Origin of the sequence: Pseudacidovorax sp. RU35E, assembly GCF_900156165.1 — a bacterium.
Classification (GTDB): domain Bacteria; phylum Pseudomonadota; class Gammaproteobacteria; order Burkholderiales; family Burkholderiaceae_C; genus Xenophilus.
Genome location: NZ_FTMY01000015.1, coordinates 20,871 through 45,485, shown reverse-complemented (window position 1 = coordinate 45,485; position 24,615 = coordinate 20,871). Strand labels below are relative to the sequence as shown.

General features: G+C 71.1%; 19 protein-coding genes and 1 tRNA gene. 5 read left to right on the top strand and 15 right to left on the bottom strand.

Annotated elements, in window-relative coordinates:
• Positions 1-792, top strand: a complete 792-nt coding sequence (locus BXA03_RS27070; RefSeq protein ID WP_076511452.1) for a helix-turn-helix transcriptional regulator — start codon at positions 1-3, stop codon at positions 790-792.
• Here BXA03_RS27070 and BXA03_RS22655 read toward each other — a convergent pair.
• Positions 735-2,210 carry an FAD-dependent oxidoreductase gene (locus tag BXA03_RS22655; RefSeq protein WP_200803422.1) on the bottom strand — a complete coding sequence of 492 codons (1,476 nt, stop codon included), beginning with the start codon at positions 2,208-2,210 and terminating at the stop codon, positions 735-737. The genes BXA03_RS27070 and BXA03_RS22655 overlap by 58 nt on opposite strands.
• Between BXA03_RS22655 and BXA03_RS22650 the strand changes: the two genes are divergently transcribed.
• Positions 2,209-3,465, top strand: coding sequence for a Zn-dependent hydrolase (locus BXA03_RS22650; protein WP_076511450.1), 1,257 nt, complete (start codon positions 2,209-2,211; stop codon positions 3,463-3,465). The genes BXA03_RS22655 and BXA03_RS22650 overlap by 2 nt on opposite strands.
• Before the next feature lie 60 nt (positions 3,466-3,525).
• Here BXA03_RS22650 and phnE read toward each other — a convergent pair whose 3' ends face one another.
• The 4 genes from phnE to BXA03_RS22630 are packed head-to-tail and all read right to left on the bottom strand — an operon-like array spanning position 3,526 to position 6,895.
• Positions 3,526-4,329 (bottom strand): phosphonate ABC transporter, permease protein PhnE, encoded by an 804-nt coding sequence (gene phnE, locus BXA03_RS22645; protein ID WP_083716300.1) that lies wholly within the window; start codon positions 4,327-4,329, stop codon positions 3,526-3,528.
• Positions 4,326-5,186: a PhnE/PtxC family ABC transporter permease gene (locus tag BXA03_RS22640; RefSeq protein WP_234983801.1), complete on the bottom strand. Its 861-nt coding sequence runs from the start codon at positions 5,184-5,186 to the stop codon at positions 4,326-4,328. The genes phnE and BXA03_RS22640 overlap by 4 nt, the downstream gene beginning before the upstream one ends.
• Entirely contained in the window at positions 5,183-5,998 is an 816-nt protein-coding gene (locus BXA03_RS22635) for a phosphonate ABC transporter ATP-binding protein (RefSeq protein WP_083716298.1), read from the bottom strand. Before BXA03_RS22635 ends, BXA03_RS22640 begins: the two co-directional genes overlap by 4 nt.
• 30 nt (positions 5,999-6,028) lie before the next feature.
• Positions 6,029-6,895: a putative selenate ABC transporter substrate-binding protein gene (locus tag BXA03_RS22630; RefSeq protein ID WP_083716295.1), complete on the bottom strand. Its 867-nt coding sequence runs from the start codon at positions 6,893-6,895 to the stop codon at positions 6,029-6,031.
• Between the two features lie 101 nt (positions 6,896-6,996).
• Here BXA03_RS22630 and selD point away from each other — a divergent pair, with 101 nt between their 5' ends.
• Entirely contained in the window at positions 6,997-8,067 is a 1,071-nt protein-coding gene (gene selD, locus BXA03_RS22625; protein ID WP_369822461.1) for a selenide, water dikinase SelD, read from the top strand.
• 653 nt (positions 8,068-8,720) lie between these two features.
• On the opposite strand, the gene BXA03_RS22620 is transcribed toward selD, so the two are convergent.
• The 8 genes from BXA03_RS22620 to BXA03_RS22580 form a co-directional block, all read right to left on the bottom strand.
• Positions 8,721-8,813, bottom strand: a tRNA-Sec gene (locus tag BXA03_RS22620).
• Positions 8,814-8,840: 27 nt separating this feature from the next.
• On the bottom strand, positions 8,841-10,751 hold the full coding sequence (gene selB, locus BXA03_RS22615) for a selenocysteine-specific translation elongation factor (RefSeq protein WP_076511448.1): 1,911 nt from the start codon (positions 10,749-10,751) through the stop codon (positions 8,841-8,843).
• Complete coding sequence (selA, locus tag BXA03_RS22610) at positions 10,748-12,196, bottom strand: L-seryl-tRNA(Sec) selenium transferase (RefSeq protein ID WP_076511447.1); 1,449 nt, start codon at positions 12,194-12,196, stop codon at positions 10,748-10,750. The genes selB and selA overlap by 4 nt, the downstream gene beginning before the upstream one ends.
• On the bottom strand, positions 12,196-13,254 hold the full coding sequence (fdhE, locus tag BXA03_RS22605; RefSeq protein ID WP_076511446.1) for a formate dehydrogenase accessory protein FdhE: 1,059 nt from the start codon (positions 13,252-13,254) through the stop codon (positions 12,196-12,198). Before fdhE ends, selA begins: the two co-directional genes overlap by 1 nt.
• A 151-nt stretch (positions 13,255-13,405) precedes the next feature.
• Positions 13,406-14,029 (bottom strand): formate dehydrogenase subunit gamma, encoded by a 624-nt coding sequence (locus BXA03_RS22600; RefSeq protein ID WP_076511445.1) that lies wholly within the window; start codon positions 14,027-14,029, stop codon positions 13,406-13,408.
• Positions 14,026-14,979, bottom strand: coding sequence for a formate dehydrogenase subunit beta (fdxH, locus tag BXA03_RS22595; RefSeq protein ID WP_076511444.1), 954 nt, complete (start codon positions 14,977-14,979; stop codon positions 14,026-14,028). Before fdxH ends, BXA03_RS22600 begins: the two co-directional genes overlap by 4 nt.
• A gap of 2 nt (positions 14,980-14,981) precedes the next feature.
• Positions 14,982-18,056: a formate dehydrogenase-N subunit alpha gene (gene fdnG, locus BXA03_RS22590; RefSeq protein ID WP_143476420.1), complete on the bottom strand. Its 3,075-nt coding sequence runs from the start codon at positions 18,054-18,056 to the stop codon at positions 14,982-14,984.
• Between the two features lie 101 nt (positions 18,057-18,157).
• Positions 18,158-18,469: a hypothetical protein gene (locus BXA03_RS22580; protein WP_076511441.1), complete on the bottom strand. Its 312-nt coding sequence runs from the start codon at positions 18,467-18,469 to the stop codon at positions 18,158-18,160.
• 191 nt (positions 18,470-18,660) lie between these two features.
• Between BXA03_RS22580 and BXA03_RS22575 the strand changes: the two genes are divergently transcribed.
• Both BXA03_RS22575 and BXA03_RS22570 read left to right on the top strand, forming a co-directional pair.
• Positions 18,661-21,180 (top strand): ABC transporter permease, encoded by a 2,520-nt coding sequence (locus BXA03_RS22575; RefSeq protein WP_076511440.1) that lies wholly within the window; start codon positions 18,661-18,663, stop codon positions 21,178-21,180.
• A gap of 85 nt (positions 21,181-21,265) precedes the next feature.
• Positions 21,266-22,066, top strand: coding sequence for an IclR family transcriptional regulator (locus BXA03_RS22570; protein ID WP_159444747.1), 801 nt, complete (start codon positions 21,266-21,268; stop codon positions 22,064-22,066).
• On the opposite strand, the gene BXA03_RS22565 is transcribed toward BXA03_RS22570, so the two are convergent.
• A complete protein-coding gene (locus BXA03_RS22565; RefSeq protein ID WP_143476419.1) occupies positions 22,048-23,487 on the bottom strand; it encodes a hypothetical protein in 1,440 nt (479 codons plus the stop codon). The genes BXA03_RS22570 and BXA03_RS22565 overlap by 19 nt on opposite strands.
• 58 nt (positions 23,488-23,545) lie before the next feature.
• On the bottom strand, positions 23,546-24,613 hold the full coding sequence (locus BXA03_RS22560) for an ABC transporter ATP-binding protein (protein ID WP_076511437.1): 1,068 nt from the start codon (positions 24,611-24,613) through the stop codon (positions 23,546-23,548).
• Between the last annotated feature and the right edge of the window lie 2 nt (positions 24,614-24,615).

The following is a 24,615-nucleotide window of genomic DNA, read 5'->3' as shown; positions in this document are numbered from 1 at the left end:
ATGGACCTGCCCTTTGCCTACCTGAGCACGCTGCTCGATCCGATCGCCCGGGTGGGCACGCCGGAGGACTTCGTGCACTTCGGCATGCATGTGTTCGGGCGTGGCTTTGGCGCCACCAAGGCCGTGTTCGTCGAGCGCCCCGGCGGGCGCGTCGATCCCTCTGCCGACGCAGTCCATTTCGTCGGCTGGCGCGGCGGGAGCAAAGCGCAGTACTGCGGTCGCTTCAGGCAGACCGACCCGATTCGCACCTGGCTGGACCGTCCCGATGCGGGGGCGGCCGTGCGCTTGACCGATCTGGTGCCCTTGCCTCATCTGCGCAATGCGCCATTCTTCAGGGCCATGTTGGTTCCCAACGAAGCGGGCGCGGTGCTCACCGTCGCGGTCCGGCATCAAGGGCAACTGGCGGGCGCCTTCAGCTTCGTGCGGCCGATGGCCGCGCAGGACTTCAGCCCGCGCGAACGCGAAGCGGCGGCCCTGCTCGCGCCCGCCCTCGGCCTGGCCTGGCGCCTGGGACAGGCGGGCCGGGCCGATGTGACGCTGGTGGCCGATGCGCCACTCGCAGGACTGAGTTCGCGCGAACGCGAGGTCGCGCAGTTGGCGGTCGCCGGTCACAGCACCAAGCAGATCGCCCGGACGCTGGGCACCAGCCCGTCGACGGTCAAGAAGCAGCTGGCGGCGGTCTTCCGCAAGCTCGACGTCCGCACGCGCGCCCAACTGGGGGCGCGCGTGGGTGCTCAGCGGACGCCCGCGATCAGCGCCTGCGCGGCCATCAGGCCCGACCAGTGCGACTGACCGACGGTGCTGTTCGACAGGTAGTCACCACAGAATGCAACGCGGGGCAGGGGCCTTAGAGCCCGGAAGGCCTTGAGCCGGCGGACGAAGCCCACCGGCCGCTTGCAGATGGCCGCGGGTTGGCGCGAGACGAAGCTGTCCGAGGGTTGACTGCCAGCCAGCTCGGGCACCACCTCGGTCACGTCGCCCCAGGCCAGCGCGATCAATTCCTCATCGCTGGCGTCCGCGTGGCGGCGGCAGCCTGCGTCCTTCCACTGCGAGTGGGCGAAGGTCCGGCCGTCGCCCAGGTCGGTGAATCTCACGTTGCCGGTGCGGTGGAAGCCATCGGCGGCGGGCAGGACGCGTGTGTCCGGCAACGCGCCCTTCGGTCGGTCGAGCAGGTAGTAGAAGATGTGGTGGCCTGCGTAGTCGATGCCGCCGAAGAAGCTGCGGCGCGCTGCGTCCAGCCCTGGCATCAGCGGCGCGACACGATGGCCGGGTACGGCCATGATCACGGCGTCACCTGCATGCACTTCGTCGCCTTCGGGGCCGGTGGCCTCGACCCGCACGCCGTCGCGGTCCACATGCACCGCCTGTACGGCGCGGTCGAGCCGGTAGTCGGTGCCGGGGTCCTGTTCGAAATTTCGCCCAAGCGCCCAGGTCAACTGGCCGGCGCCTCGGGTCTTGAAGCTCCACATCGACCGCGTCGCCCATGACAGTCGTCCCGCTGAACTCCAGGCGGTCCAGGCAAGCGAGAAGTCGTCTTCTCCGTAGCCGCAGAACATGCCCATGCTCGGTTCCAGGAAGTAGTCCGCCAGCGTGGGCGAGAGCCGCCGGAAATAGTCGCACGCGCCCACGTCGTCCAGGGCGGACAGGCTCGTGAGGTCGCGAGGGTCCGCGCCGCGCATCCGCGCCGCCAGCGCGGGAAGGGCGGCGAGCAGGCGCAGCTTCTCGGCCATCGGAATGAATCTGTGCAGTGCGGCGGACTTGAGGTCGAAGGCGCCGAAGTCCACCGTTCTGCTGCGGCGCACCAGCACCTCCCATCGATGCGCGGCGGTCAGGTCGACCACTTCCTGGGGGGTGTGGATGCCCAGCTTGCGGGCCTGCTCGATCAGGTTGTCTTCGGACCCCAGGAAGGCAAAGGCCCCGGTCACGGCCCAGAGGCCGTTCCACTGGACCGACCGGCACCGGCCGCCGGGTTCGGCGTCCTTCTCCAGCAGCACCACCTCGTGGCCCGCCTCCCGCAGCCGCCAGGCTGCACCCAGGCCGGCAATGCCGCCGCCCACCACGATCACCCGCATCGGTCCGCACTCCTTCTCTTGTCGCTGGCCATCGACGACGGCCTTGGCGCGGTGGAGTCTGGCCGGGCAGAACAGCCCCTGCCAATGGACCATCCGGCCCATTTCGCCGCGTCGGGCCGGCGGCCACACTGGGCCCATGACTGCATCTTCTTCCGATGCCCGCGACCTGCACGTCGACGGCGCCCGTCTGTGGGACAGCCTCATGACGCTCGCGCGTGTCGGTGCCACGCCCCGCGGCGGCGTGGCGCGACTGGCACTGACCGACCTGGACCGGCAGGGCCGCGACCTCGTGGTGCAGTGGGGCCGCGAGGCAGGGCTGGCCATCACCGTCGACCAGATCGGCAATGTCTTCATGCGGCGTCAAGGCCGGGCGTCCGCACTGCCACCGGTGGTCGCGGGCAGCCACATCGACACGCAGCCCACCGGCGGCAAGTTCGACGGCAACTACGGTGTACTGGCGGCCCTGGAAGTCGTGCGGACGCTGAACGACGCCGGCGTGCAGACCGAGGCGCCGATCGAGGTGGTGTTCTGGACCAACGAGGAGGGCTCCCGTTTCGTGCCGGTGATGATGGGCTCGGGCGTGTTCGCCGGCGCCATCGCGCTGGAGGACGCGTGGGCGGCCCGTGATCTGGAGGGGCGGACGGTGCGCGAGGAACTCGCCCGCATCGGCTACCTGGGGCAGCGTCCGCCACGCGCCCACCCCATCGGCGCCTACTTCGAGGTGCACATCGAGCAGGGCCCCCTGCTCGAAGCGGCCGGCCTGCCCATCGGCGTGGTCACCGGCACGCTGGGCGTGCGCTGGTTCGACTGCACCGTGACCGGCATGGAGGCCCATGCCGGTCCGACACCCATGGCCCTGCGGCGCGACGCGATGCAGGGCGCTTCAGCGCTCATGCAGGAAGTGATCGCCATCGCGCATCGCCATCCGCCGCAGGGGCGGGGCACGGTGGGCATGGTCCAGGTCTTTCCCAACAGTCGCAACGTGATCCCGGGCCGCGTCACCTTCTCGGTGGACCTGCGCAACGACGACGATGCGGTGCTCGACGACATGGCGCGTGCACTGCAGGAGGCGGCCGATCGGTTGGCCCGGGCCAGTGGACTGCAGGTGGCGCTCACGCCCGTGTCCAGCTATCCGGCCCAGCCCTTCGACCGGGCGTGCATCGCGTTGATCGAACGGTCCGCCCGCACGCTCGGGCTGCCTTGCCAGCGGATGACATCGGGCGCGGGACACGATGCGGTGTACACCGCCCGGCGTGCACCCACCGGCATGATCTTCATTCCCTGCAAGGACGGGATCAGCCACAACGAGATCGAGGACGCCGCCCCGCACCATGTCGAGGCAGGCGCCAACGTGCTGCTGCATACCGTGCTGGCCAGCGCACGGCCCTGCTGAACGGACCGCTTGCCGGCCGCGCAGGCCTGCGCCGTCTGCGCAGCCCGAGGGCGGGCGGCCTCAGGCGCCCCAGCGCCGCCGCACCCAGCCGCTGGCGCCGTCCACCAGCGCCACCAGCGCGAACATGCCCAGCAGCACCGTCATCGACTGCGCCTGCTGGAAGATCGACAGATGGAAGTACAGCATCTGCCCCAGCCCGCCGCCGCCCACGAAGCCGAGCACGGCGGCCATGCGGATGTTCATCTCCCAGCGGTAGAGGCTGTAGGCCAGCCACTGCGGCGCCACCAGCGGCAAGCTGGCATAGCCGAAGGCGGCGATGCGGCCGGCGCCCGCCTCGCGCAGGGCGCGCTCCGGCGCGGGCGGCGCGTTCTCCAGCGCCTCGGCGAAGAGCCGGCCCAGCACGCCGGTGGTGTGCAGCGACAGCGCCAGCGCCCCGGCGAAGGGGCCGATGCCGGCGGCCAGCACCATCAGCGCGGCCCACACCAGCTCGGGCACGCTGCGCAGCAGGTTGAGCACGAAGCGCGCGGCCTGCTGCGCCGGCCAGCCCGCGCGGCCCGAAGCGGGCAGCGCCAGCACCGCGCCCGCGGCCATGGCCAGCACGGTGCCCAGGGCCGACACGGCCAGGGTCTGCAGCGCACCCTGGGCCGTGCGCGCCAGGAAGTCGGGCGACAGGTCGGGCGGGAAGAACTCGGCCACGAAGCGGCCCATGTGGCCCATCGACTCGGCCGAGACCAGCGCCGACAGGTCCAGCCCCAGCCACGCGAAGCTGGCGACGATGGCGGCCAGCACGGCCACGAGCACGGCGCGGCAGCGCCAGCAGGCGGCGGGCCGCGGGGGCAGGGCCTTGGCGACGTTGCCGTTCATGCCAGCAGCCTCCGAAGCCCATTCGACAGCGCATCCGCGAGCAGCACCAGCGCCAGGAAGACCAGCAGGATGCTGCAGGCCTCGCCGCCGTTGAGCATCTTCATCGACTGGTCCATGAGCTGTCCCAGACCGCCGGCGCCGACGAAGCCCATGACCACCGAGGCGCGCACGGCGCATTCCCAGCGGTAGACGGTGTACGAGGCCAGCTCCGGCGCCGCGTTGGGCAGCAGGCCGTAGGCGAGGGCGGCGATGCGGCTGCTGCCCGACTCGAGCAGCGCCTGCGCCGGGCGGTTGTCCACCGACTCCAGGATCTCCGCGTACACCTTGCCCAGCATGCCGCCGTAGGTGACGGCCAGGGCCAGCACGCCGGCCGCCGGGCCCAGGCCCATGGCCCGCACGAAGAGCAGCGCCCACACGATCTCGGGAATGGCGCGCAGGCCCATCAGCAGCAGCCGCGCCGCTCGGCGCACGAGGCCGCCACGAAAGCGGCCCGGGCCGGGGCCGAGGCGCGACACCGACAGCGCCCGCGTGGCGGCGAAGGCCAGCGGCACCGCGATCCCGAAGGCCAGCGTGGTGCCGGCCGTGGCCATGGCCAGCGTCTCGAGCGTGGCGCGGCCCAGCAGAGCCAGGAAGTCGGGCGACAGCGCGGGCGGCCAGAAGGCGGCGAGGAAGCCGCCGATGACGGCCAGGTTGCCGCTGGTCAGCAGTTGCCAGGGCTGGAACTCGGACAGCTGCAGCACCGGCCAGGCGATGGCCAGCGCCGCCAGCGCGCCGATCAGGCGGCGGCGCGCAGCCGGGTCGCGCAGGCGAGGTGCATCGGGCGCGGCCCGCGCGACAGTCCCCATGCGAGCCGTCATCGGCAGCCCGAGGGAATGAAGGCCGTGGCCATCGGCATCACGGCCGTGTCCTCGTCGGCGGCCCGCAGGCCGCCTTCCGCCGCGTACAGCCCGGAAAGCCGCTCCGGCGTGACCTCGGCGGCCGGCAGGTCGAACAGCACACGCCCGCCCTGCAGCCCGACCACGCGCGGAAACCAGCGCAGCGCCAGGTCCACCGCATGCAGCGAGGCGCAGAGCGTGGCGCCGGTGGCCTCGCTCTGGGCCGCCAGTGCGCGCAGCGTGGTGTCGGCCAGCGTGGGATCGAGCGCGGAGACGGGCTCGTCGGCCAGCAGCAGGTCGGGCCGCTGGTAGAGCACGCGCGCCACGGCCACGCGCTGGAACTGCCCACCGGAGAGCCGGTCGCAGCGTTCGAAGAGCCGGTCTTCTATGCCCACCTGCGCCAGCGCGGCATGCGCGCCCTGCAGGTCGCCAGGCCGCAGCAGCGAGCCCAGCGCCCGCAGCGTGGACCATTGCCCCAGTCGGCCCGAGAGCACGGCGGTCACCGCCCGCAGACGCGGCGCGATGGGCGGCTGCTGGTGCACGGTGCCGATGCGCGCACGCAAGGCACGCAGGCGCCGCGCGTCGGCCTGCCAGGGCGCCTGATCCAGCAGCGTGACCCGGCCCTCGCTCGGCCGCAGCGCCGCGCCCAGGATGCGCAGCAGCGTGGTCTTGCCGGCGCCCGAGGGGCCGATGAAGGCGATGCGCTCGCCGGGCCGCGCGGCCAGCGTCACGCCCTCGAGCGCCCGCTGGCCGTTGGGATGGACCAGGCCCACGCCTTCCAGTGCAAAGCTCACGCCGTGCCTTTCTTGCAACAGGGAAGTGGCTTACTTGATCAGTCCGGCCGACTTGCCGGCGGCCTCGATGCCGTCGTAGTTGGACGACTGCGTGGGCACGAACTTGCTGGCGCGCTGCAGCTGCATGATTTCCTTCTGCTCGGGCTTGGCCGAGTCCAGCTGCAGGAAGGCGTCGGTGAGCTTCTTGGTCAGCGCCGGGTCCAGGCCGGGACGCACCGTCCAGTTGTAGTCGTAGTACGTCGGCGTGGTGGCCAGCACGCGCACCTTGGCGGCGTTGGGGTTCTTGGCCTCGACCAGCTTGTCCCACACCGAGGCGTTGAGCACGCCGGCCTCGGCGCGGCCTGCGGCCACGAAGGCCACGGTGGCGTCATGCGCGCCTGAGTAGGCGACGGTCTTGAAGTCCTTCTCGGGGTTGATGCCGTCCTTGAGCAGGAAGAAGCGCGGCATCAGGCTGCCAGAGGTGGAGGAGGGCGCGCCGAAGGCGAAGGTCTTGCCCTTGAGGTCGGCCAGGGTCTTGGCGGTGCTGTCGGCCGGCACGATGAACTTGCTGGTGAACACCTCGTCCTCGGCGCGCTGCACGATGGGCTTGGCGCCGCCGTTGGTGCGGATCTTGGCCTGCACGTAGGTGAAGCCGCCCAGCCAGGCCAGGTCGATCTTGTTGGTGGCCAGGCCCTCGACCACGGCGGCATAGTCGGTGACGGGCGTGAACTGCACGTTCATGCCGGTCTGCTGCTTGAGGTATTCGCCCAGCGGGGCGAACTTGCGCTGCAGCTCGGTGGGCGCCTCGTCGGGAATGGCGGACACGCGCAGGGTGCCGGTCTGGGCATGGGCCGAAAGCGTGCCGAAGGCGGCGGTGGCGAGCAGGGCGGCCAGGGTGGCGCGGCGGGAGAAGGTCATGGTTGTTGGCCTCGTTGAAAAGACAGGATGGCAAGGGCAGGAATGGGGGCGCTTCGATAATCCGGCGCTTGTCCCTACAACGCCCTCAGGAGAACACTGCGATGCAGCAGCAGCGACCGATGAACCCGCTGGCGCCGATGCGCCTGACCAGCTTCTCGCACGGCGGCGGCTGCGGCTGCAAGATCGCGCCCGGTGTGCTCAGCGAGATCCTGCGCAGCAGCGGTGCGGGGCTGATTCCGCCGGAACTGATGGTGGGCATCGAGACGGCCGACGATGCGGCCGTGTATCGGCTGAACGACGAACAGGCGCTGGTGGCGACCACCGATTTTTTCATGCCGATCGTGGACGACCCTTACGAGTTCGGCCGCATCGCCGCGACCAATGCGATCAGCGACGTGTACGCGATGGGTGGCAAGCCCATCCTCGCGCTTGCGTTGGTGGCGATGCCGGTCAATCAGCTGCCGGTGGCGGTGATCGGCGACATCGTGCGCGGCGGGCAGGACGTGTGCCGTGCGGCGGGCATCCCGATCGCGGGCGGCCACACCATCGATTCGGTGGAGCCGATCTATGGGCTGGTGGCGCTGGGGCTGGTGCACCCGGACCGCGTGCGGCGCAATGCCGATGCGCGGCCCGGCGATGTGCTGGTGCTGGGCAAGCCGCTGGGCGTGGGCGTGCTGTCGGCGGCGCTCAAGAAGGAGAAGCTGCCCGAGTCGGGCTACCGGCAGCTGATCGCCAACACGACGAAGCTCAACACGCCGGGGCCGAAGCTGGCGGCATTGGACGGCGTGCATGCGATCACCGACGTGACGGGCTTCGGCCTGGCCGGGCATGGGCTGGAGCTGGCGCGCGGTGCGGGGCTGCGGGTGGTGATCGAGTGGCCGCGCGTGCCGCTGCTGGAGGGCGTGGCGGCGATGGCGGCCGATGGCTTCGTGACCGGGGCGTCGGGGCGCAACTGGGCGGGTTATGGGGCCTCGGTGTCCTTGTCTGCCGGGCTGCCTGACGTGACGCAGGCCCTGATGACCGATCCGCAGACGGCGGGCGGGCTGCTGGTGAGCTGCGCGCCGGAGGCCGTCGATGCGGTGCTGGGCGTGTTCCGTGACGAAGGCTTTGAGTCTGCTGCGGTCGTCGGACGCTGTGAGGCTGGAGCCGCGGAGTTGGTGGTCGAAGGCTGACGAGCTGGCTCGTGTGTGCTGACGGGCGGGTGTGGCGTCAGTCAGGCCTGCGCGTTCGATGAGGTCCGCCTGGTGCGGGGCACCCCCGGGCGTCGCCCACAGGCTGCGCCGCTCGCTGAACGCTCGCGGAACCTGCGGTGCTCGCCGGATGAGCGCGCGGCATAACTCGCTGCGCGCTGACGCGCTCCGCTCAGACAGATGCCGCGAGTCAGAAGGAACGGCCCGCGGAGACCGCGGGCCTCGCTCATCCGGCTGCGCGCCTCGGCGCATCCTGAGGGCGCCACTCGCGGGCACCCCGCACCAGGCTCCGGGGCTGGTGATCGGTGGGCTCCCCTTCGGGATTGCCCGATGGGCGCGGCTTTGGGGTGCGGCGGCTGTTTGGCTCCTCTCCCCGCTGGGGAGAGGCTGGGTGAGGGGCCAGCGCCGCGAGGCATGTCGTGGCCGTTCTTCCGCTACGCCTTTCGGGGAGCAGCCGCCGTCGCGAGCGGGCCGGGGTTGCGCTTCCTCTGCCTGGAATTCCTTCAAGCTTTTGGGGTGCAGTGGCCGTAGCGAGCGGCCCGAGGTCGCGCCGAGAAGCGCAGCCGTACTCGGGTACGGCGAGCATCGCAGGTGCGAGATCGGGTCGCGCAGTAGGCCAATGCGCCCCAAAAGGGCGGAGGGGAGAGGGAGTCGAACCCTCCCAGCGACGCGTGGCGCCACCCACCGGGTTTGAAGCCCGGCCGCCCCACCAGGGACGTTTCCCCTCCAGTTGATCTGCACCAGCGCGAGGCCCCTCATGCGCCCCGCCCCCCGAACATCGCCGTGTCCGGCCGCAGCAGGTGCGTGTCCTTGACCCGCCGCGTGTAGCCCACGCGGTCGAAGAACTCCAGGATCTGGATCGCGCGCTTGCGGCCCAGGCCGGTGGCGTCGCGGAAGCTGGCGGCCTGCAGGCCGTCCGGGCCGTCGACGCAGTCGCGGGCCAGTGCGGCCAGCCGCTCGACGGTGGGGAGCGGATAGTACAGGTCTTTGACCACCTGGAAGGCCGCGCCACGACGGGCCAGGCTGGCCAGCGTCTGGCGCACCATGGCCTCGCTGGCGGCCAGGTCCTTGGCGAGGTCGCGCACCCAGGGCGGGTCGAAGCCACCATCCGCCAGCTTGGGCAGCAGCTGCTGCGCGAGCTTCTCCTCGGCCGCATTGAGGCGGGCGGCATAGTCGGGCAGGTGCAGCCAGTGGGCGCTGCGGACCAGGCGGCCATCGGCCACCAGTGCCTCCACCAGCGCGCGCCAAAGCCCGTCGTCGGTGCGCGGGCCGGCCAGGCGGCGCAGGCGCCGCGCGTCGGGGCCGATCTCCGCCGGCTGGGCCTCGTGGAAGGCGCGCAGGCGCTCGATGACCTGGGCCTGAAGCGCTTCCAGGTGGCGGCGGGCGATCAGCATGCCGTCGATGCGCAGCGCATCGGCGGGCAAGGGCGCCAGCGCGTCGGGGCCGGGCAGGGCCAGGGCGCGGGCCAGCCGGGCGGCGTCCATGCCCAGCGGGGCCGCCTGCAGCAGGCCGTCGATCAAGGCGGCGCGCTCGGGCAGGGCCCAGGCCGCCAGTTCGGCCAGGCGTTGCGGCGTACGGCGGTAGCGCACGGGCGCGAAGGGGTCGAGCACGCGCACGCCGGCCACGGTGCGTGTGGCGCTGGCATCGCGCAGCACGCCGCGGTCGCCGTGCCAGGCGGCGACGGGCTCGCGCAGCACCAGCTGGGCCAGGGCGGTGTCGCCGGGCGCCAGGCCGTCGCGGTCGAGCAGCGCGATGGAGGCCATCACGTCGCTGGCGCCCAGGTGCACATGCACGGGTGTGCCCGAGCGCAGCGTGTGGGCCTCGCCGGGCCACAGCGTGAGCTGCACGTCCAGGCGCGTCGTGGCGAGCGCGATGGCTGGGTCGCACAGCCAGTCGCCGCGGCGAACCTCCTCTTTCGCCAGGCCGGCCAGGGCCAGGGCGCAGCGCTGGCCGGCGCGGGCCTCGTCAGCCGGCAGGTTCTGCGCATGGATGCCGCGCAGGCGCGCGCTGCGCTCGCCGGGCACCAGCCGCAGTTCGTCGCCGATGCGGGCGGTGCCGGCATGCACGGTGCCGGTGGCCACGGTGCCGACGCCGGCCAGCGTGAAGGCGCGGTCGGTCGCCAGGCGGAAGGCCAGCGCGTCGTCGTGGCCGCGCACTTCACCCGCGGCTTGCAGCAGGTGCTGGCGCAGCGGCTCCAGCCCTTCGCCGGTCTGGGCCGAGACCGGGAACAGCGGTGAAGCCGCCAGCGGCGTGCCCGCCAGCAGGTCGGCGATCTCGGTGCGCAGCTGGGCGATGCGGGCCGTGCGCTCGGCGGTATCGATGCGGTCGATCTTGGTCAGGGCCACGCTGCCGCGGTCCAGGCCCAGCAGCGCGACCACGGCCAGGTGCTCGCGCGTCTGCGGCATCACGCCGTCGTCGGCGGCCACCACCAGCAGCGCATGGTCGATGCCGGTGGCGCCGGCCAGCATGGTGTGCAGCAGGCGCTCGTGGCCGGGCACGTCGACGAAGCCCAGGGAGATGTCACCGGCCTGCAGGTAGGCATAGCCCAGCTCGATGGAGATGCCGCGGCGCTTTTCCTCCGGCAGGCGGTCGGTGTCCACCCCGGTCAAGGCACGCACCAGCGTGGTCTTGCCGTGGTCGATGTGGCCCGCTGTGCCGATGATCATGCGAGGCGCTCGCGCAGGCTCGGCAGCTGGCCGAGCAGGTCGGTGGCGTCTTCCAGGCAGCGCAGGTCCAGCAGCAGGCGGTCGTCGGCGATGCGGCCGATGACGGGCAGGGGCAACTGGCGCAGGGCTTGGGCGAGCTGGTCGAGGGCGCGGCCGGTGCCCTTCTTGGCGATGCCTGCTGGCGCGAGTGCGAGGCCCGCGGAGGGCAGGCGCTCCACCGGCAGCGAGCCGCTGCCGATCTGGCCCTGCAGCGCCACGGTTTCCACCGTGAAGCGCGGCGCCACGGCTTCGGCCAGCGGGCCGTGCACGGCGCGGGCGGTGGCCTGGATGGCTTCCAGCGGGCGCGTCAGCAGCCGCAGCGTGGGCAGGTCCTGCGCCAGGCGCTCGGGGCGCAGGTAGAGCATCAGCGTGGCCTCCAGCGCGGCCAGCGGCAGCTTGCTCATGCGCAGGGCGCGCTTCATCGGGAACTTGCGGATGCGGCCCACGGCCTCCTTGCTGCCGACGATCAGGCCGGCCTGCGGACCGCCCAACAGCTTGTCGCCGGAGAAGGTGACCACGTCGCAGCCGGCCGCCAGCTTCTCCTGCGGCAGCGGCTCGCGCGGCAGGCCGTAGGCGGCCAGGTCCACCAGCGAGCCGCTGCCCAGGTCGGTGGCCACGGGCAGGCCGCGCGCATGGGCGATGCCGGCCAGCACCGATTCGTCCACGGCGGAGGTGAAGCCCTGCACCGCGTAGTTGCTGGTGTGCACCTTGAGGAGCAGTGCGGTGCGTTCGGTGATGGCCTGCTCGTAGTCGCGCGGATGGGTGCGGTTGGTGGTGCCCACCTCCACCATGTGCGCGCCGGCCGAGGCCATGACGTCGGGCATGCGGAAGGCGCCGCCGATCTCCACCAGCTCGCCACGCGAGACGATCACCTCGCGGTCGCGGGCCAGGGCGCCCAGCGTCAGCAGCACGGCGGCGGCGTTGTTGTTGACCACCGTGGCGGCCTCGGCGCCGGTCAGGGTGGTCAGCAGTTCCTCGACCACCGTGTCGCGGTCGCCGCGGCCGCCGGTGGCCAGGTCGTATTCGAGGTTGTTGGGGCCGGCCATCAGCCGCAGCAGATGGGCCAGCGCCTCGTCGGCCAGCAGCGCGCGGCCCAGGTTGGTGTGGATCACCGTGCCGGTGAGGTTAAGGACCCGCTGCATGCGCGGCGACAGGCGGGCCTGCAGGCGCTTCAGCAGTGCGGCCTGCAGTGCCGCAGGCTGCACGTCGGTGAGGGGCAAATGGCCGGCGACGGCGCGCGGGCGCAACGCATCGAGCAGGGCGCGCGCCTCGCCGGCCACCAGCGTGTGGCCGTGGGCGGCGATCAGGGATTGCGTGTCCGGGGCACGCAGCAGCCGGTCGACGGCGGGCAGATCCTGGGGACTTGCCTTGGAGCCGTGGACCACGGACTCGTCGGGCATGGCCATCAGCCGCCTCCGCCGTCGTCGGGTGGGTGATTGGCCGATGCGGCCTCGGGCTCGGGGTCGCCGAAGAGCAGCATCAGGTTGTGGCCTGTGCGCTGGTGGCCGGCCTCGGACACCAGCAGGTCCAGCGGCAGGCTGGCAAGGTCGTCGGCCACGGCCTCGACCTCGGGGTCGCGGTCCATGGCCACGAGCTTGAGGTAGTGGCCGCATTCGTCGCAGCATTCGGCGCGTACGGCGCCGGGCTTGAGGCCCACCGGCCGCTCGGGCGCGGCCTCGCCCTCGGGCTCCAGCGACTGGTAGTGGATGCCCTTGGTGCTCTCGCAGTGGGCGCACTTGATGCGCACGTAGTGCCACTGGGTGCTGCACAGCGCGCAATGCAGGTAGCGCACGCCGGCATCGTCGGCGCCGATGCGGATGACGCCGGCGGTGGGTGCGCTGCCGCAGCAGGGGCAGCGGGTCAGCGGCTCGGTCACGCCGAAGGCGCGCAACGCGCCGTGCTCCTCGGCCGTGGCGATGGCCATGTGCGTGAAGTAGGCCTGCAGGCCGGCCGCCACCAGCGGCGCGGTGCCCAGGTCCAGGCCGAACATGATGCCCTGCGTGATCAGGCCGGCCTGGCGTTCCAGCCAGTCGCTGTCGGCGTCGAGCACGCGCTGCACGGTCTCGCGCGCGGGGCCTTCGGGCAGTCGATCCCGCAGCGGCCCCAGCACCTGCCGCAGCACGGCGCGCCAGGCCGGGTCGCGCGGCCACAGGTCGGCGGGCAGCGGCGGCCTGAGTGCCTGCGAGGCGGCCTCGATGGCGGCCAGGTCGGGCAGCTTCACGTCGGGATGGTGCTGCAGCGCCTCGTGCTGGGCCTGCGCGATGTCGGCCACGAAGAGCAGGTAGTCGCGCATCGGATGGCCGGCGGCCAGTTGGCGAAGGCGCAGGCCGCGGTCGGCGAACACGGTGGCGCGCTGCGGCAGCCGCAGGAAGGGCACCCGCTGGCCGGCCTGCATCGCGATCTGCTCGGGCTCGAGCACCCGCGTGCTAGCGAAGAAGGCGGCGGGGTTGCTGGGTTCGGTCATCGGGGGCGAATGCTAGAGCATGGCCGTGTCAGGGCGCATGCCAGGGGTATCCCGGGGCGGGCGTTGCAAAAGAACGAACCCCACGGCCCGGATGCGGCGCCGTGGGGCGGAGGGTGCGCGCCGGACCGGCGCGCGAGGGCTGCGACCGTGCTCAGTCGCGTCCCGTCATCTCGCGGTGCCACACCGGATGGTTGAGCCGTGCCCAGCCTTCGGTGACAGTGCCGCGCGTCATGGCGCGCATGGTGCCCTTGACCCAGATGGCGGCGTACACATGCATGATCACCGACAGCACCAGGAACACGGCCGAGGCCGCATGCAGCACCACGGCGATACGGCGCAGCGTGATCGGGAAGTAGTGCACGAACCACGGGCTCCAGAACAGGAAGCCCGTCGCCAGCAGCACCAGCAGCGACACCGCCATCACCCAGAACACCAGCTTCTGGCCGGCGTTGTACTTGCCCACCGGCGGCATGTGCTCCTTGTGGCCGGCCAGCATCTGACCCGAGCGCTTCATCCATTCGACGTCGTTGCGGTCGATCAGGTTCTCGCGCCAGAGGCCGAAGAACATGAAGACGAAGCCCAGCACCATCAACAGGCCCATGAAGGGATGCAGGATGCGCGTCCACTGACCGCCGCCGAAGAGGTTGGTCAGCGGAAACAGCGCCGGGTGGAAGAAGGCCAGGCCCGAGAGGGCGGCGCAGAAGAACATGAGGACGATGAACCAGTGGTTCATCCGCGTGCCGTCCTTGTAGCGGCGCAGGTAGACACGGCTCATGACGGGGCTCCTTCGCGACGGTCTGCGGCGGGCTTCTCGATGACGACCACCTCGTGGTCATCGGCGACGCCATCGGCGTCCTTGTCGTCCTTGGCCTCGACGGGCCCGACCTTCATGTAGTGGAAGAAGCCACCGATCACCGCGCCCGCCATGGCCAGCAGGCCCAGCGGCTTGGCGATGCCCTTCCAGAGCGAGACCAGCGGGCTGATCGTCGGGTTCTTGGGCAGGCCATGGTAGAGCTCGGGCCGGTCGGCATGCTGCAGCACGTACATGACGTGCGTGCCGCCCACGCCCTGCGGGTCGTAGACGCCGGCGTTGGCATAGCCGCGCTCCTTGAGGTCGACGAGGCGCTCGGCGGCGTACTCGTGCATGTCCTCCTTGGTGCCGAACTGGATGGCTCCGGTGGGACAGACCTTGGCGCAGGCCGGCTCCAGGCCCACGCCCACGCGGTCGGAGCACAGCGAGCACTTGTAGGCCCGGTTGTCCGCCTTGTTGATGCGCGGCACATTGAAGGGGCAGCCCGTGACGCAGTTGCCGCAGCCCACGCAATGCTCGCTGATGAAGTCGACGATGCCGTTGGTGTACTTGACGATGGCGCCGGGCGCCGGGCAGGCCTTGAGGCAGCCCGGGTCCTCGCAGTGCATGCAGCCGTCCTTGCGGATCAGCCACTCGAGCTTGCCCTCTTCGGGCTCGACTTCCGAGAAGCGCATCACCGTCCAGGAGGCCGGCGAGAGGTCCATCGGGTTGTCGTAGGTGCCATGAGTGGTGCCGACCTCGTCACGCAGGTCGTTCCACTGCATGCAGGCCACCTGGCAGGCCTTGCAGCCGATGCAGGCCGACACGTCGATCAGCTTGGCAACGGGCTGCACCTGCGGCTGGTGGCGCACCACCGGCGGCTGCACCGTGGTGGCCGAGCGCTTGGCGATGTCCAGAGATTGCAGGGAGGACATGGCTAGGCTTTCTCGATGTTCACGGTGAAGGACTTGTATTCGGGCGTCTGCGTGTTCGCATCCCCCACGAACGGCGTGAGCGTGTTCACCAGGTAACCCGGCTTGGCCACGCCCACGAATCCCCAGTGGTTCGGCAGCCCGACGGTGTGCACCGTCTTGCCGTCCACCTGCAGCACCGAGATGCGCTTGGAGACCAGCGCGACGGCCTTGATGTAGCCGCGCTTGCTCGACACCTTGACCCAGTCGCCATTGGCGATGCCCTTTTCCTTCGCCAGCACATCGCTGATCTCCACGAACTGCTGCGGCTGGATGATGGCCGAGGTCATCACGTTCTTCGTCCAGTAGTGGAAGTGCTCCGTCAAGCGGTAGCTGGTCGCCACATACGGGAAGTCCTTGGGCACGCCCAGGCGCTCCAGGTCGCCCTTGAAGATGCGCGCTGCCGGGTTGGCCCGCGCCACCTTGTTGTTGGGGTGCAGCGGGTTGTTCTCCAGCGGCGACTCGAAGGGCTCGTAGTGCTCGGGCAGCGGCCCTTCGGCCATGCCCGTGGGCGCGAACAGGCGCGCCACGCCCTCGGCGGTCATGATGAAGGGACGCACCGCGTCCGGGTCGGCCGGGTTGGCGTCGGGGCGGATGTCCGGCACGTCCGGGCCCGTCCACTTGGCGCCGTCCCAGAACACCAGCGGGCGCCTGGAGATCCAGGGCTTGCCGGTCTTGGGGTCGGTGGAGGCGGCGTTGTACAGGATGCGCCGGTTGGCCGGCCAGGCCCAGGCCCAGTCCTGCACCATGCCGATGCCGTAGGGGTCGGCATTGCCGCGGCGCGCCATCTGGTTGCCAGCCTGGGTCCAGGCGCCGGCATAGATCCAGCAGCCGCTGGCGGTGGAGCCGTCGTCGCGCAGCAGACCGAAGCCGGCCAGCTGCTCGCCGGCCTTGGCCAGCACCTTGGTCGGGTCCTTCGGATCCGTCAGGTCGCTCAGCGCCTTGCCGTTGTATTCCATCGCCAGCTCCTCGGGAGCGGGCGAGGTCGGAATCTTGTAGTTCCAGGCCAGGTTGACGATCGGGTCGGGGAAGGCGCCGCCGTCCTTGGCGTAGGCCGCGCGCAGCCGCGTGAACAGCTGGCCCACGATCTCGGTGTCGGCCAGCGCCTCGCCCGGCGGCTCGGCGCCCTTCCAGTGCCACTGCAACCAGCGGCTGGAGTTGGTGACCGAGCCGTTCTCCTCCGCGAAGCAGGTGGAGGGCAGGCGGAACACCGTGGTCTGGATCTGCTTGGGATCGACGTCGTTGTGCTCGCCGAAATTGCGCCAGAACTCGCTGGTCTCGGTCATCAACGGGTCGATGGTGACCAGGAACTTGAGCTTGGACAGGCTGCGCACGATCTTGTGCTTGTCCGGGAACGAGCCGACAGGGTTGAAGCCCTGGCAGATGTAGCCGTTGAGCTTGCCCTGGTCCATCAGTTCGAAGGCCTGGAGCACGTCGTAGAGCTTGTCGATCTTGGGCAGGTAGTGGAAGGCCCAGTCGTTCTCGGCCGTCGCCGCCTTGCCGAACCAGGCCTTCTGCATGCTGACGAAGAACTTGGGGTAGTTCTGCCAGTAGCTCATCTGGTTGGGACGCAGCGGCTTGAGGGCGCGGGGCTTGTAGTAGTCGTCCAGCGTCTGCTCGGTGTCGCGTGCGAGCGAGAGGTAGCCGGGCAGCGAGTTCGACAGCAGGCCCAGGTCCGTCAGGCCCTGGATATTGCTGTGGCCGCGCAGCGCGTTCATGCCGCCGCCGGGTGCGCCGATGTTGCCCAGCAGCAGCTGGACGATGGCGCCGGTGCGGATGATCTGCGAGCCCTGGCTGTGCTGCGTCCAGCCCAGCGCATACATGATGGTCATGGTGCGACCGGGCACGCTGGTGCTGGCGATGTACTCGCAGACCTTCAGGAACTTGTCCTGGGGCGTGCCCGTGATGCGGCTGACCATCTCGGGCGTGTAGCGCGCGTAATGGCGCTTCATGACCTGCAGCACGCAGTTCGGGTCCTGCATGGTCATGTCGACCTTCGCATGGCCCTGCTCGTCGAGCGCGTAGCCCCAGCTCTTGTTGTCGTAGCTGCGCTTCTCGGCGTTGTAGCCGCTGAACAGCCCATCCTCGAACTTGTAGTCCGGGCCCACGATGAAGGGGGCGTTGGTGTAGTTGCGGACGTACTCGGTCTGGATCTTGTCCTGGCTCAGCAGGTAGTGCACGACGCCGCCCAGGAAGGCGATGTCGGAGCCGGCGCGGATGGGCGCGTAATAGTCCGCCACGGCAGCCGAGCGCGTGAAGCGCGGGTCCACCACGACGAGGCGTGCCTTGTTGTGCTTCTTGGCCTCGATGACCCACTTGAAGCCGCACGGATGCGCTTCTGCGGCATTGCCGCCCATGATCAGGACCAGATCAGCGTTCTGGATGTCCTGCCAATGGTTGGTCATCGCACCGCGGCCGAACGTCGGGGCCAGACTGGCCACCGTCGGTCCGTGTCAAACGCGGGCCTGGTTGTCGAAGACGAGCATTCCGAGCGAGCGGAATGCCTTGTGCGTGAGATAGCCGGTTTCGTTGGAGGAGGCCGAGGCACACAGCATGCCCGACGAGGTCCAGCGGTTGACCACCTGCCCTGCGGCATTGGTGGCCTGGAAGTTGGCGTCGCGGTCGGCCTTGAGCAGTTGCGTGATGCGGCTGAAGGCTTCTTCCCAGCTCACGCGCTTCCACTCGGTGCTGCCGGGCTCGCGCACCTCGGGGTACTTCAGCCGGTTGGGGCTGTGCACGAAGTCGAGCAGGCCGGCACCCTTGGGGCACAGCGTGCCGCGGTTGACGGGATGGTCCGGGTCGCCTTCGATGTGAAGGATGGAGGCCTTCACGTTTTTGGCCTTGTCACCCAGGCTGTACATCAGCAGGCCGCAGCCCACGGAGCAGTAGGTGCAGGTCTGGCGCGTCTCGGTGGTACGGGCCAGCTTGAACTGGCGGGTCTCGGCCAGTGCGGCGGTGGGCGAGAAGCCCAGGGCCACCAGGCTGGAGCCGACCAGGCCGGCACCGCTGACGCGGAAGAAATGGCGGCGGTTCATGTCCATGACCGAACCTCCTGCAATGACACGGGTGTCGTGGGCTTCATCGTGGGTTGCGCTGTGGTGCGTCTGTCGTGGGAATTCGTGGGGCCGCCGCCGGAGGGTCGTCAGTTCTTGGGTGCCGCGCCGTCGCCGCTCGACGGTGCCGGCGTGGGGCCATCGACGTTGTGGCCGCCGGCCGCCTGGCCTGCCGCCACCCCGCCGATGGCCGAACTGCCTTCGGCCGGGCCCTTGTGGGCGCCGGAGTCTACGCCCGCACCGGAAGGCGCGGGGTTGATGCCCTGGGGTGTCCCAGTGGCACCGGAGGTTGATGCGGCCGTCGGGGCTTCGGCCTTGGGTTTGGGGTCGCAGCCGGCCAGCAGGCCCACGGCTGCGGCAAGCGTGGCGGTGACGAGTGCGGATCGGGCGAGGGCGGTCATGGGCTTCCTTGGACGTGGTATCGGTTGGGCCGCCATGGTTGCAGCGCCCGCCGCATGGCAGCGTCGGAGGACGCCGCGTCCGCCAGCCCATGATGGCTGCCGGCTGCCTCGGCGCGCATGCGGGAAATCCCTTTGCGATTGCCCCGCATTCCCGCGCGGCCGGAGGCGCTGGGCTATCGTGCGCCACTCCTATGAAAGACGCTTTCTTCCTTGGCTGGCGCACGCTGCGCCGCGACCTGCGTGCGGGCGAACTGCGCCTCCTGATCGTGGCCGTGCTGCTGGCCGTGGCCGCGCTCACGGCCGTGGGCTTCTTCGCCGACAGGCTCAAGGGCGGGCTGGCCCGCGATGCCCGGCAATTGCTCGGCGGCGACGCGGTGCTGGTCACGGACAACCCGCCGCCGCAGGCACAGGTGGACGCGGCGCACGGGCAGGGCCTGCAGTCGGCCATGACCTATGACTTCCCGACCATGGCCCGGGCGCCCGACGCCCGGGGGGGCGCCAGTCGCCTGGTGGCGCTGAAGGCGGTGGCCGCGGGTTATCCGTTGCGCGGCAGCCTGCGGGTGGCCGAAGCGCCCGGTGCCCCAGATGCCGTGACGCGCGACGTGCCCGCCCCGGGCGATGTGTGGGTCGATGCCAGCCTGCTCGAAGCGCTGGACCTGAAGGTGGGCGACACCCTGCTGCTGGGCGATTCCTCGCTCGTGATCCGCCGCGTGCTGGTGATCGAGCCCGACCGCGGCGCCGGCTTCCTCAACTTCGCGCCGCGAGTCATGATGAACCAGGCCGACGTGGCCCGGACGGCGCTCGTGCAGCCGGCCAGCCGCGTGCGCTACCGGCTCGCAGTGGCGGGTGAGGCGCCGGCCGTCAAGCGCTTCTCGGACCAGGTGCAGCAGCGCCTGGATGCCGGCGAGCTGCGCGGCGCCCGGCTGGAGTCGCTGGACAGTGGCCGCCCCGAGATGCGCCAGACGCTGGACCGGGCCGAGAAATTCCTGAACCTGGTGGCCTTGCTCGCCGCACTGCTTTCGGCCGTGGCCGTCGCCCTTGCGGCGCGCGGCTTCGCGGCCCGGCACCTGGACGGCGCCGCCATGCTGCGCGTGCTGGGTCAGCGCCAGCGCACCATCGCAGGCGCCTATGCGGTCGAGTTCGGCGTCATCGGGCTGGGCGCCAGTCTGGCGGGCGTGGCCATCGGCTATGCGGTGCACCATGTGTTCGTGCGCCTGCTGGCAGGGCTGGTCGATGGCGACCTGCCTGCTGCCACGGCATGGCCGGCGCTCTTCGGCGTGGGCATGGGCCTGACGCTGCTCTTCGCCTTCGGCCTGCCGCCGGTGCTGCAGCTGGCGCAGGTGCCGCCGCTGCGCGTCATCCGACGCGAGCTGGGCGCGCTGCGGCCTGCCTCGGCCGCGGTGCTGGGCCTGGGCGTGGCCGGCTTCGCGGCCCTGCTGCTGGCCGCCAGCAGCGACCTCAAGCTCGGCCTGATCGCGGTCGGCGGCTTTGCCGGTGCGGTGGCCGTGTTCGCCGTGCTGGCCTGGCTGGCCGTGCTGGTGCTGCGGCGCGTGGTGCGCGAGGGCAGTGCGCCGCGCTGGCTGGTGCTGGCCACGCGGCAGGTGTCCGCGCGGCCGGTGTATGCGGTGCTGCAGGTCAGCAGCCTGGCCGTGGGCCTGCTGGCGCTGATGCTGCTGGTGCTGCTGCGCACCGACCTGGTCGACAGCTGGCGCAAGGCCACCCCGCCCGATGCGCCCAACCGCTTCGTCATCAACGTCATGCCCGACCAGGCGCAGGCCTTCCAGGACGCGCTGCGCCAGGGCGGCGTGGCGCAGTACGACTGGTACCCCATGTTCCGCGGCCGGCTCGTGGCCATCAACGACAAGCCGGTCACGCCCGACGACTACAGCGAGGACCGCGCCAAGCGCCTGGTGGACCGTGAGTTCAACCTCAGCAACGCGGCCGACCGGCCCGGCCACAACAGCATCGTGCAGGGTGCCTGGACCTCGGGCGAGGCCGATGCCGTGAGTGTGGAGGAGGGCCTGATGGAGACGCTGGGCCTCAAGCTCGGCGACCGGCTGCGCTTCGACATCGGCGGCGTGACGAGCGAGGGCCGCATCACCTCCACCCGCAAGGTGGACTGGGGCTCGCTGCATGCGAACTTCTTCGTGATGTACCCGCTGGCGGCGATGCCGGCCGAGGTGCCCGTGACGTATCTGGCCGCCTTCCGCGCACCAGAGCAACGGGGTTTCGACAACGCGCTGGTGCGCCAGTTTCCCAACGTGACCAACGTCGACATGAGCAGCACCATCGCCCAGGTTCAGCGCGTGCTGGACCAGGTGATCCGTGCGGTGGAGTTCCTGTTCGGCTTCACGCTCGCGGCTGGGCTGGTGGTGCTGTTCGCGGCCGTGAGCGCCACGCGCGAGGAGCGGGCGCGCGAGTTCGCCGTCATGCGCGCCCTGGGCGCCCGCGCTGCGCTGCTGCGGCAGGTGCAGCGCGCGGAACTGGCGGGCACCGGCCTGCTTGCCGGACTGCTGGCGAGCATCGTGGCCTCGGCCATCGCCTGGGCGCTGGCGCGCTGGGTGTTCGACTTCCGCTGGACCGCGTCGCCGCTGGTGCCGCTGTTCGGCGCCATCGTCGGCGCGCTGCTGGCCCTGGGCGCCGGCTGGTGGAGCTTGCGCGAAGTGCTGCGCCGGCCCGTGGCGGCCACGCTGCGGCAAGCGGCCGAGTGAGCGCAAGGAAGCTGGCACGCTGGGTGCTAAAGTCCTCGCGCCGTTGGCCGGGCTGCACTTGCGATGGCCCCTCCGCTCGCCCATCGTGACCGCTTCCTCTCTCCCGCCCGACTCGCCTTCCGAAGATTCCAAGCAGGTGCGCGCCGCGCGGCGCGCCCTCGACATCATCGAACTGGTGGCCGAGGCCCGGCTGCTCAAGCATTCGGACATCGCCGCGCGGCTGGGCATTCCCAAGAGCACGACCACGCTCATCCTCGACACGCTGGTGCGATCGGGCTACCTGCGCCGTGACGCCTTCAGCCGCGCCTACTCGCTGGGCTCGCGCATCCTGGGCATCGCCGGGCGCTACCTGTCCGAAGCCGACATCGTGCAGATCAGCCAGCCGGTGCTCAGCCGCCTGGTGCTGGACATCGACGAGAGCAGCTTCCTGGTGCAGGCCGAAGGCGACGAGGTGCTGGTGATGTGGCGCGAGGTCTGCCGCCGGCGGCTGACCTACATGTTCTCGCTTGGTGAGCGCGCCTCGATCACCGACACGGCCGGCGGCCTGGCCATGCTGGCGATGCGCGGCATGGCGCAATGGGCGCCCACGCTGGCGCGCTGCGGCGTGGCACCGGGCGCGGAAGCCGATGCGCTGATCGCGCATCTGCGCGAGGTGGCCGATGGCGCCGTGGCCTTCCGTGCGCCCGGCCGTGTTCCGGAAGTCGCCTCGCTGGCGCTGCCCATCGTCAATTCCATGGGCGTGCCGCTGGCGGCGGTGTCGGTGGCGGTGCCGGCGCACCGGCTGGATGCGCCGCTGCGCGAACGGGTGGAGGCGGCACTGCGCATCGCGCAGGCCGACATCGCGGGCCAGGCCCGCGCCCTCGGGCCTCAGCAGCCCAGCCTGTAGAGGCCGGCGAGCAGCAGGCCGGCCACCACGGCGCTGCGCAGCACGAAGCCGAGGTTCCAGCCCAGGGCGATCTCGCGCGGCGGCACGCCGGTCATGGCACCCGCCAGCAGCAGCGTGGCGCTCACGGGCGAGACCGTGATGGCCAGCGACCAGCCCAGCGTCAGCGCCAGCGCATGCGTCACTGGTGCGGCCAGCGCGGAGGCGGCGCCCGCGAACACCTGCGCCCAGATCAGCACGGCGATGGTGGGCGCCACCGACAGGGCGGCCACCAGCGGAATGGAGACCAGGCACAGCAGCGGCAGCAGCCAGCCGGGCAGACCGGTGCCATCGCCCAGCCCCGACGCGCGGGCGACGGCCAGCACGGCCTGCCCGATGAAGAGGGCCGAGGAGAAGACGAAGATCTCGCTGCGCGTCTCGGTCAGCACCTCGAAGAAGTGCGACAGCGCCGAGCGGATGCCCCCGCGGCCCGGCGTGGCCGAAGGCGGCGTGGACTGGCCCAGGGCCCAGGCCAGGCTCAGCGCGGGAATGGTCAGCGTGGCGCAGGCCATGAAGCTCCAGCCGGTCGCTTCGTGCAGCAGCAGCGTGGCCAGGAAGAGCAGCACGCTCATGCCCAGGATGAGTGCCAGCGCGCGCCCGTCGGACGGGACGCAAGCCGCCGGATCGGCGGACTCCGTGGGCGGCCTGCCGCGATGGTCCGCGAAGAGCTCGACGCCCAGGATCAGCGCCGCCGCCAGCATTCCGGTGGCGACGAAGGGCAGCACGCCCAGCGTCGGCAGGGCCGAACTCACGATGGCGAAGCTGATCGCCATGGGCGACCAGGCGGTGGTCATCGCCAGCCCGCGAATGACGGCCGCCAGCATGCCGCGGGCCACGGGGCTGCTGCGCACATGAAGACCGGCGCGCTCCAGGAGCTCGCCCATCATCGGCACCACGCCGAAGCTGAACATGAGGCTCAGCCAGTGGCTGCCGAACAGCACCGCGCCGTGGCGCAGGCCTGGGCGCGCGGCCAGCAGCGAGGCCGCCGCCCGGCCCATGAGCGGCGAGCGGCGCATCGGCAGGCGCAGGGTGGCCAGCGCCGCCAGCAGTGCGGCGAACTGCGTGCTCTGCGCCACCGCCCCTTCGAGGATCGGGCCCGGCGCGGACGCCACCAGCCATACCAGCGCCGCCGCGGGCACGGCCAGCGCGCCGAAGAATCGCGCCTGCGGACTGACCCGCGGCCAGGCGGCGGCGGCGAACACCGCCAGGCCCAGTGCGGCGGCCGTCAGCCATCCCGCGCCGCCGCCGAGCATGAGCCGCAGCACGGTGCAGAGCGCCGCGGTGGCCAGGCCGGCCTGCGCCAACCGGTCGCGGACGGCCGGGCGGGCCGTTGCGGGGCGCGTCGTCGGTACAGGCCCCGTGCCCGTGGCCGGGCGGGCGCTCATCGGCGCACCGCCGATGGCGTCTTCAGTGCACGCGCCCTTCGTGCGGCTGGGAGAGCACTCACGCCGCTTCGAGGATGTTGACCGCCCGCGCGGGCCAGTGCGCCCACACCTGGGTGCCGACCGCGAGTGGGGTCTCGCCCGCGCTTTCCTGGCGCACCAGCAGTTGCTGCCCGTCGGGCAACTGGACGGTGTAGTCGGACGCATGGCCGTGATAGATGGCCTGCGTGAGGCGGCCGGCGACGCGCGCGGAGTCGTCCTGCGCCTCGGGCGCCAGCCGGATGCGCTCCGGCCGCACGGCGATCTCCACCTCGGTACCGGCGGGCAGCGCGCTGGCCGGGGCCTCGAAGCGCTGGCCGAAGGCGCTGAGCACACTCCCCTGCGGGCCGGCCTGCTCCAGCCGCGCGCGCACGAAGTTGTCCAGGCCCATGAACTCGGCGACGAAGCGGTTGCGCGGACTTTCGTACAGCGCGGCGGGCGGGCCCACCTGCTCGATGCGGCCGCGGTTCATCACCGCCACGCTGTCGCTGAGCATCAGCGCCTCTTCCTGGTCGTGGGTGACGAAAAGGGCGGTGATGCCCAGCTCGCGGGTGATGGTGTAGAGCTCGGTCTGCATCGCCTCGCGCAGCTTGCGGTCGAGGGCGCCGAAGGGCTCGTCGAGGATCAGGATGCTCGGCTCCACCACGAGCGCGCGGGCGATGGCCACGCGCTGCTGCTGGCCGCCCGAAAGCTGCTGCGGGAAGCGGTCGCCGAAGTCCTCCAGCCGCACCTGGGCCAGCGCCCGGCGCACGCGGCGCTGCTGCTCCGCCCCGGCGATCTTGCGCATGCGCAGGCCGAAGGCCACGTTCTCGGCCACCGACATGTGCGGGAACAGCGCATGGCTCTGGAACACCATGCCGATGTTGCGCTTCTGCACCTCCAGCCCGGTGACGTCGCGCTCGTCGATCAGGATGCGGCCGGCGTCGGGCGAGGAGAGCCCGGCCACGATGCGCAGCGTCGAGCTCTTGCCGCAGCCGCTGGGCCCCAGCAGCGTGAGGAAGTGCCCGCTGGGGATGTCCAGCGAGATGTCGTCGAGCACCAGCTGGCTGCCGTGGCTCTTGCGCAGGCGTTCGGCGCGGACATGGGCCATGC

Excerpts from the sequence above, each read along its gene's own strand:
- BXA03_RS27070 (WP_076511452.1), top strand. The coding sequence starts at position 1 with ATGGACCTGCCCTTTGCCTACCTGAGCACGCTGCTCGATCCGATCGCC.
- BXA03_RS22650 (WP_076511450.1), top strand. The coding sequence starts at position 2,209 with ATGACTGCATCTTCTTCCGATGCCCGCGACCTGCACGTCGACGGCGCC.
- BXA03_RS22655 (WP_200803422.1), bottom strand. The coding sequence starts at position 2,210 with ATGGGCCCAGTGTGGCCGCCGGCCCGACGCGGCGAAATGGGCCGGATG.
- phnE (WP_083716300.1), bottom strand. The coding sequence starts at position 4,329 with ATGAACGGCAACGTCGCCAAGGCCCTGCCCCCGCGGCCCGCCGCCTGC.
- BXA03_RS22640 (WP_234983801.1), bottom strand. The coding sequence starts at position 5,186 with ATGACGGCTCGCATGGGGACTGTCGCGCGGGCCGCGCCCGATGCACCT.
- BXA03_RS22630 (WP_083716295.1), bottom strand. The coding sequence starts at position 6,895 with ATGACCTTCTCCCGCCGCGCCACCCTGGCCGCCCTGCTCGCCACCGCC.
- selD (WP_369822461.1), top strand. The coding sequence starts at position 6,997 with ATGCAGCAGCAGCGACCGATGAACCCGCTGGCGCCGATGCGCCTGACC.
- selB (WP_076511448.1), bottom strand. The coding sequence starts at position 10,751 with ATGATCATCGGCACAGCGGGCCACATCGACCACGGCAAGACCACGCTG.
- selA (WP_076511447.1), bottom strand. The coding sequence starts at position 12,196 with ATGGCCATGCCCGACGAGTCCGTGGTCCACGGCTCCAAGGCAAGTCCC.
- fdhE (WP_076511446.1), bottom strand. The coding sequence starts at position 13,254 with ATGACCGAACCCAGCAACCCCGCCGCCTTCTTCGCTAGCACGCGGGTG.
- BXA03_RS22600 (WP_076511445.1), bottom strand. The coding sequence starts at position 14,029 with ATGAGCCGTGTCTACCTGCGCCGCTACAAGGACGGCACGCGGATGAAC.
- fdxH (WP_076511444.1), bottom strand. The coding sequence starts at position 14,979 with ATGTCCTCCCTGCAATCTCTGGACATCGCCAAGCGCTCGGCCACCACG.
- BXA03_RS22580 (WP_076511441.1), bottom strand. The coding sequence starts at position 18,469 with ATGACCGCCCTCGCCCGATCCGCACTCGTCACCGCCACGCTTGCCGCA.
- BXA03_RS22575 (WP_076511440.1), top strand. The coding sequence starts at position 18,661 with ATGAAAGACGCTTTCTTCCTTGGCTGGCGCACGCTGCGCCGCGACCTG.
- BXA03_RS22565 (WP_143476419.1), bottom strand. The coding sequence starts at position 23,487 with ATGAGCGCCCGCCCGGCCACGGGCACGGGGCCTGTACCGACGACGCGC.
- BXA03_RS22560 (WP_076511437.1), bottom strand. The coding sequence starts at position 24,613 with ATGGCCCATGTCCGCGCCGAACGCCTGCGCAAGAGCCACGGCAGCCAG.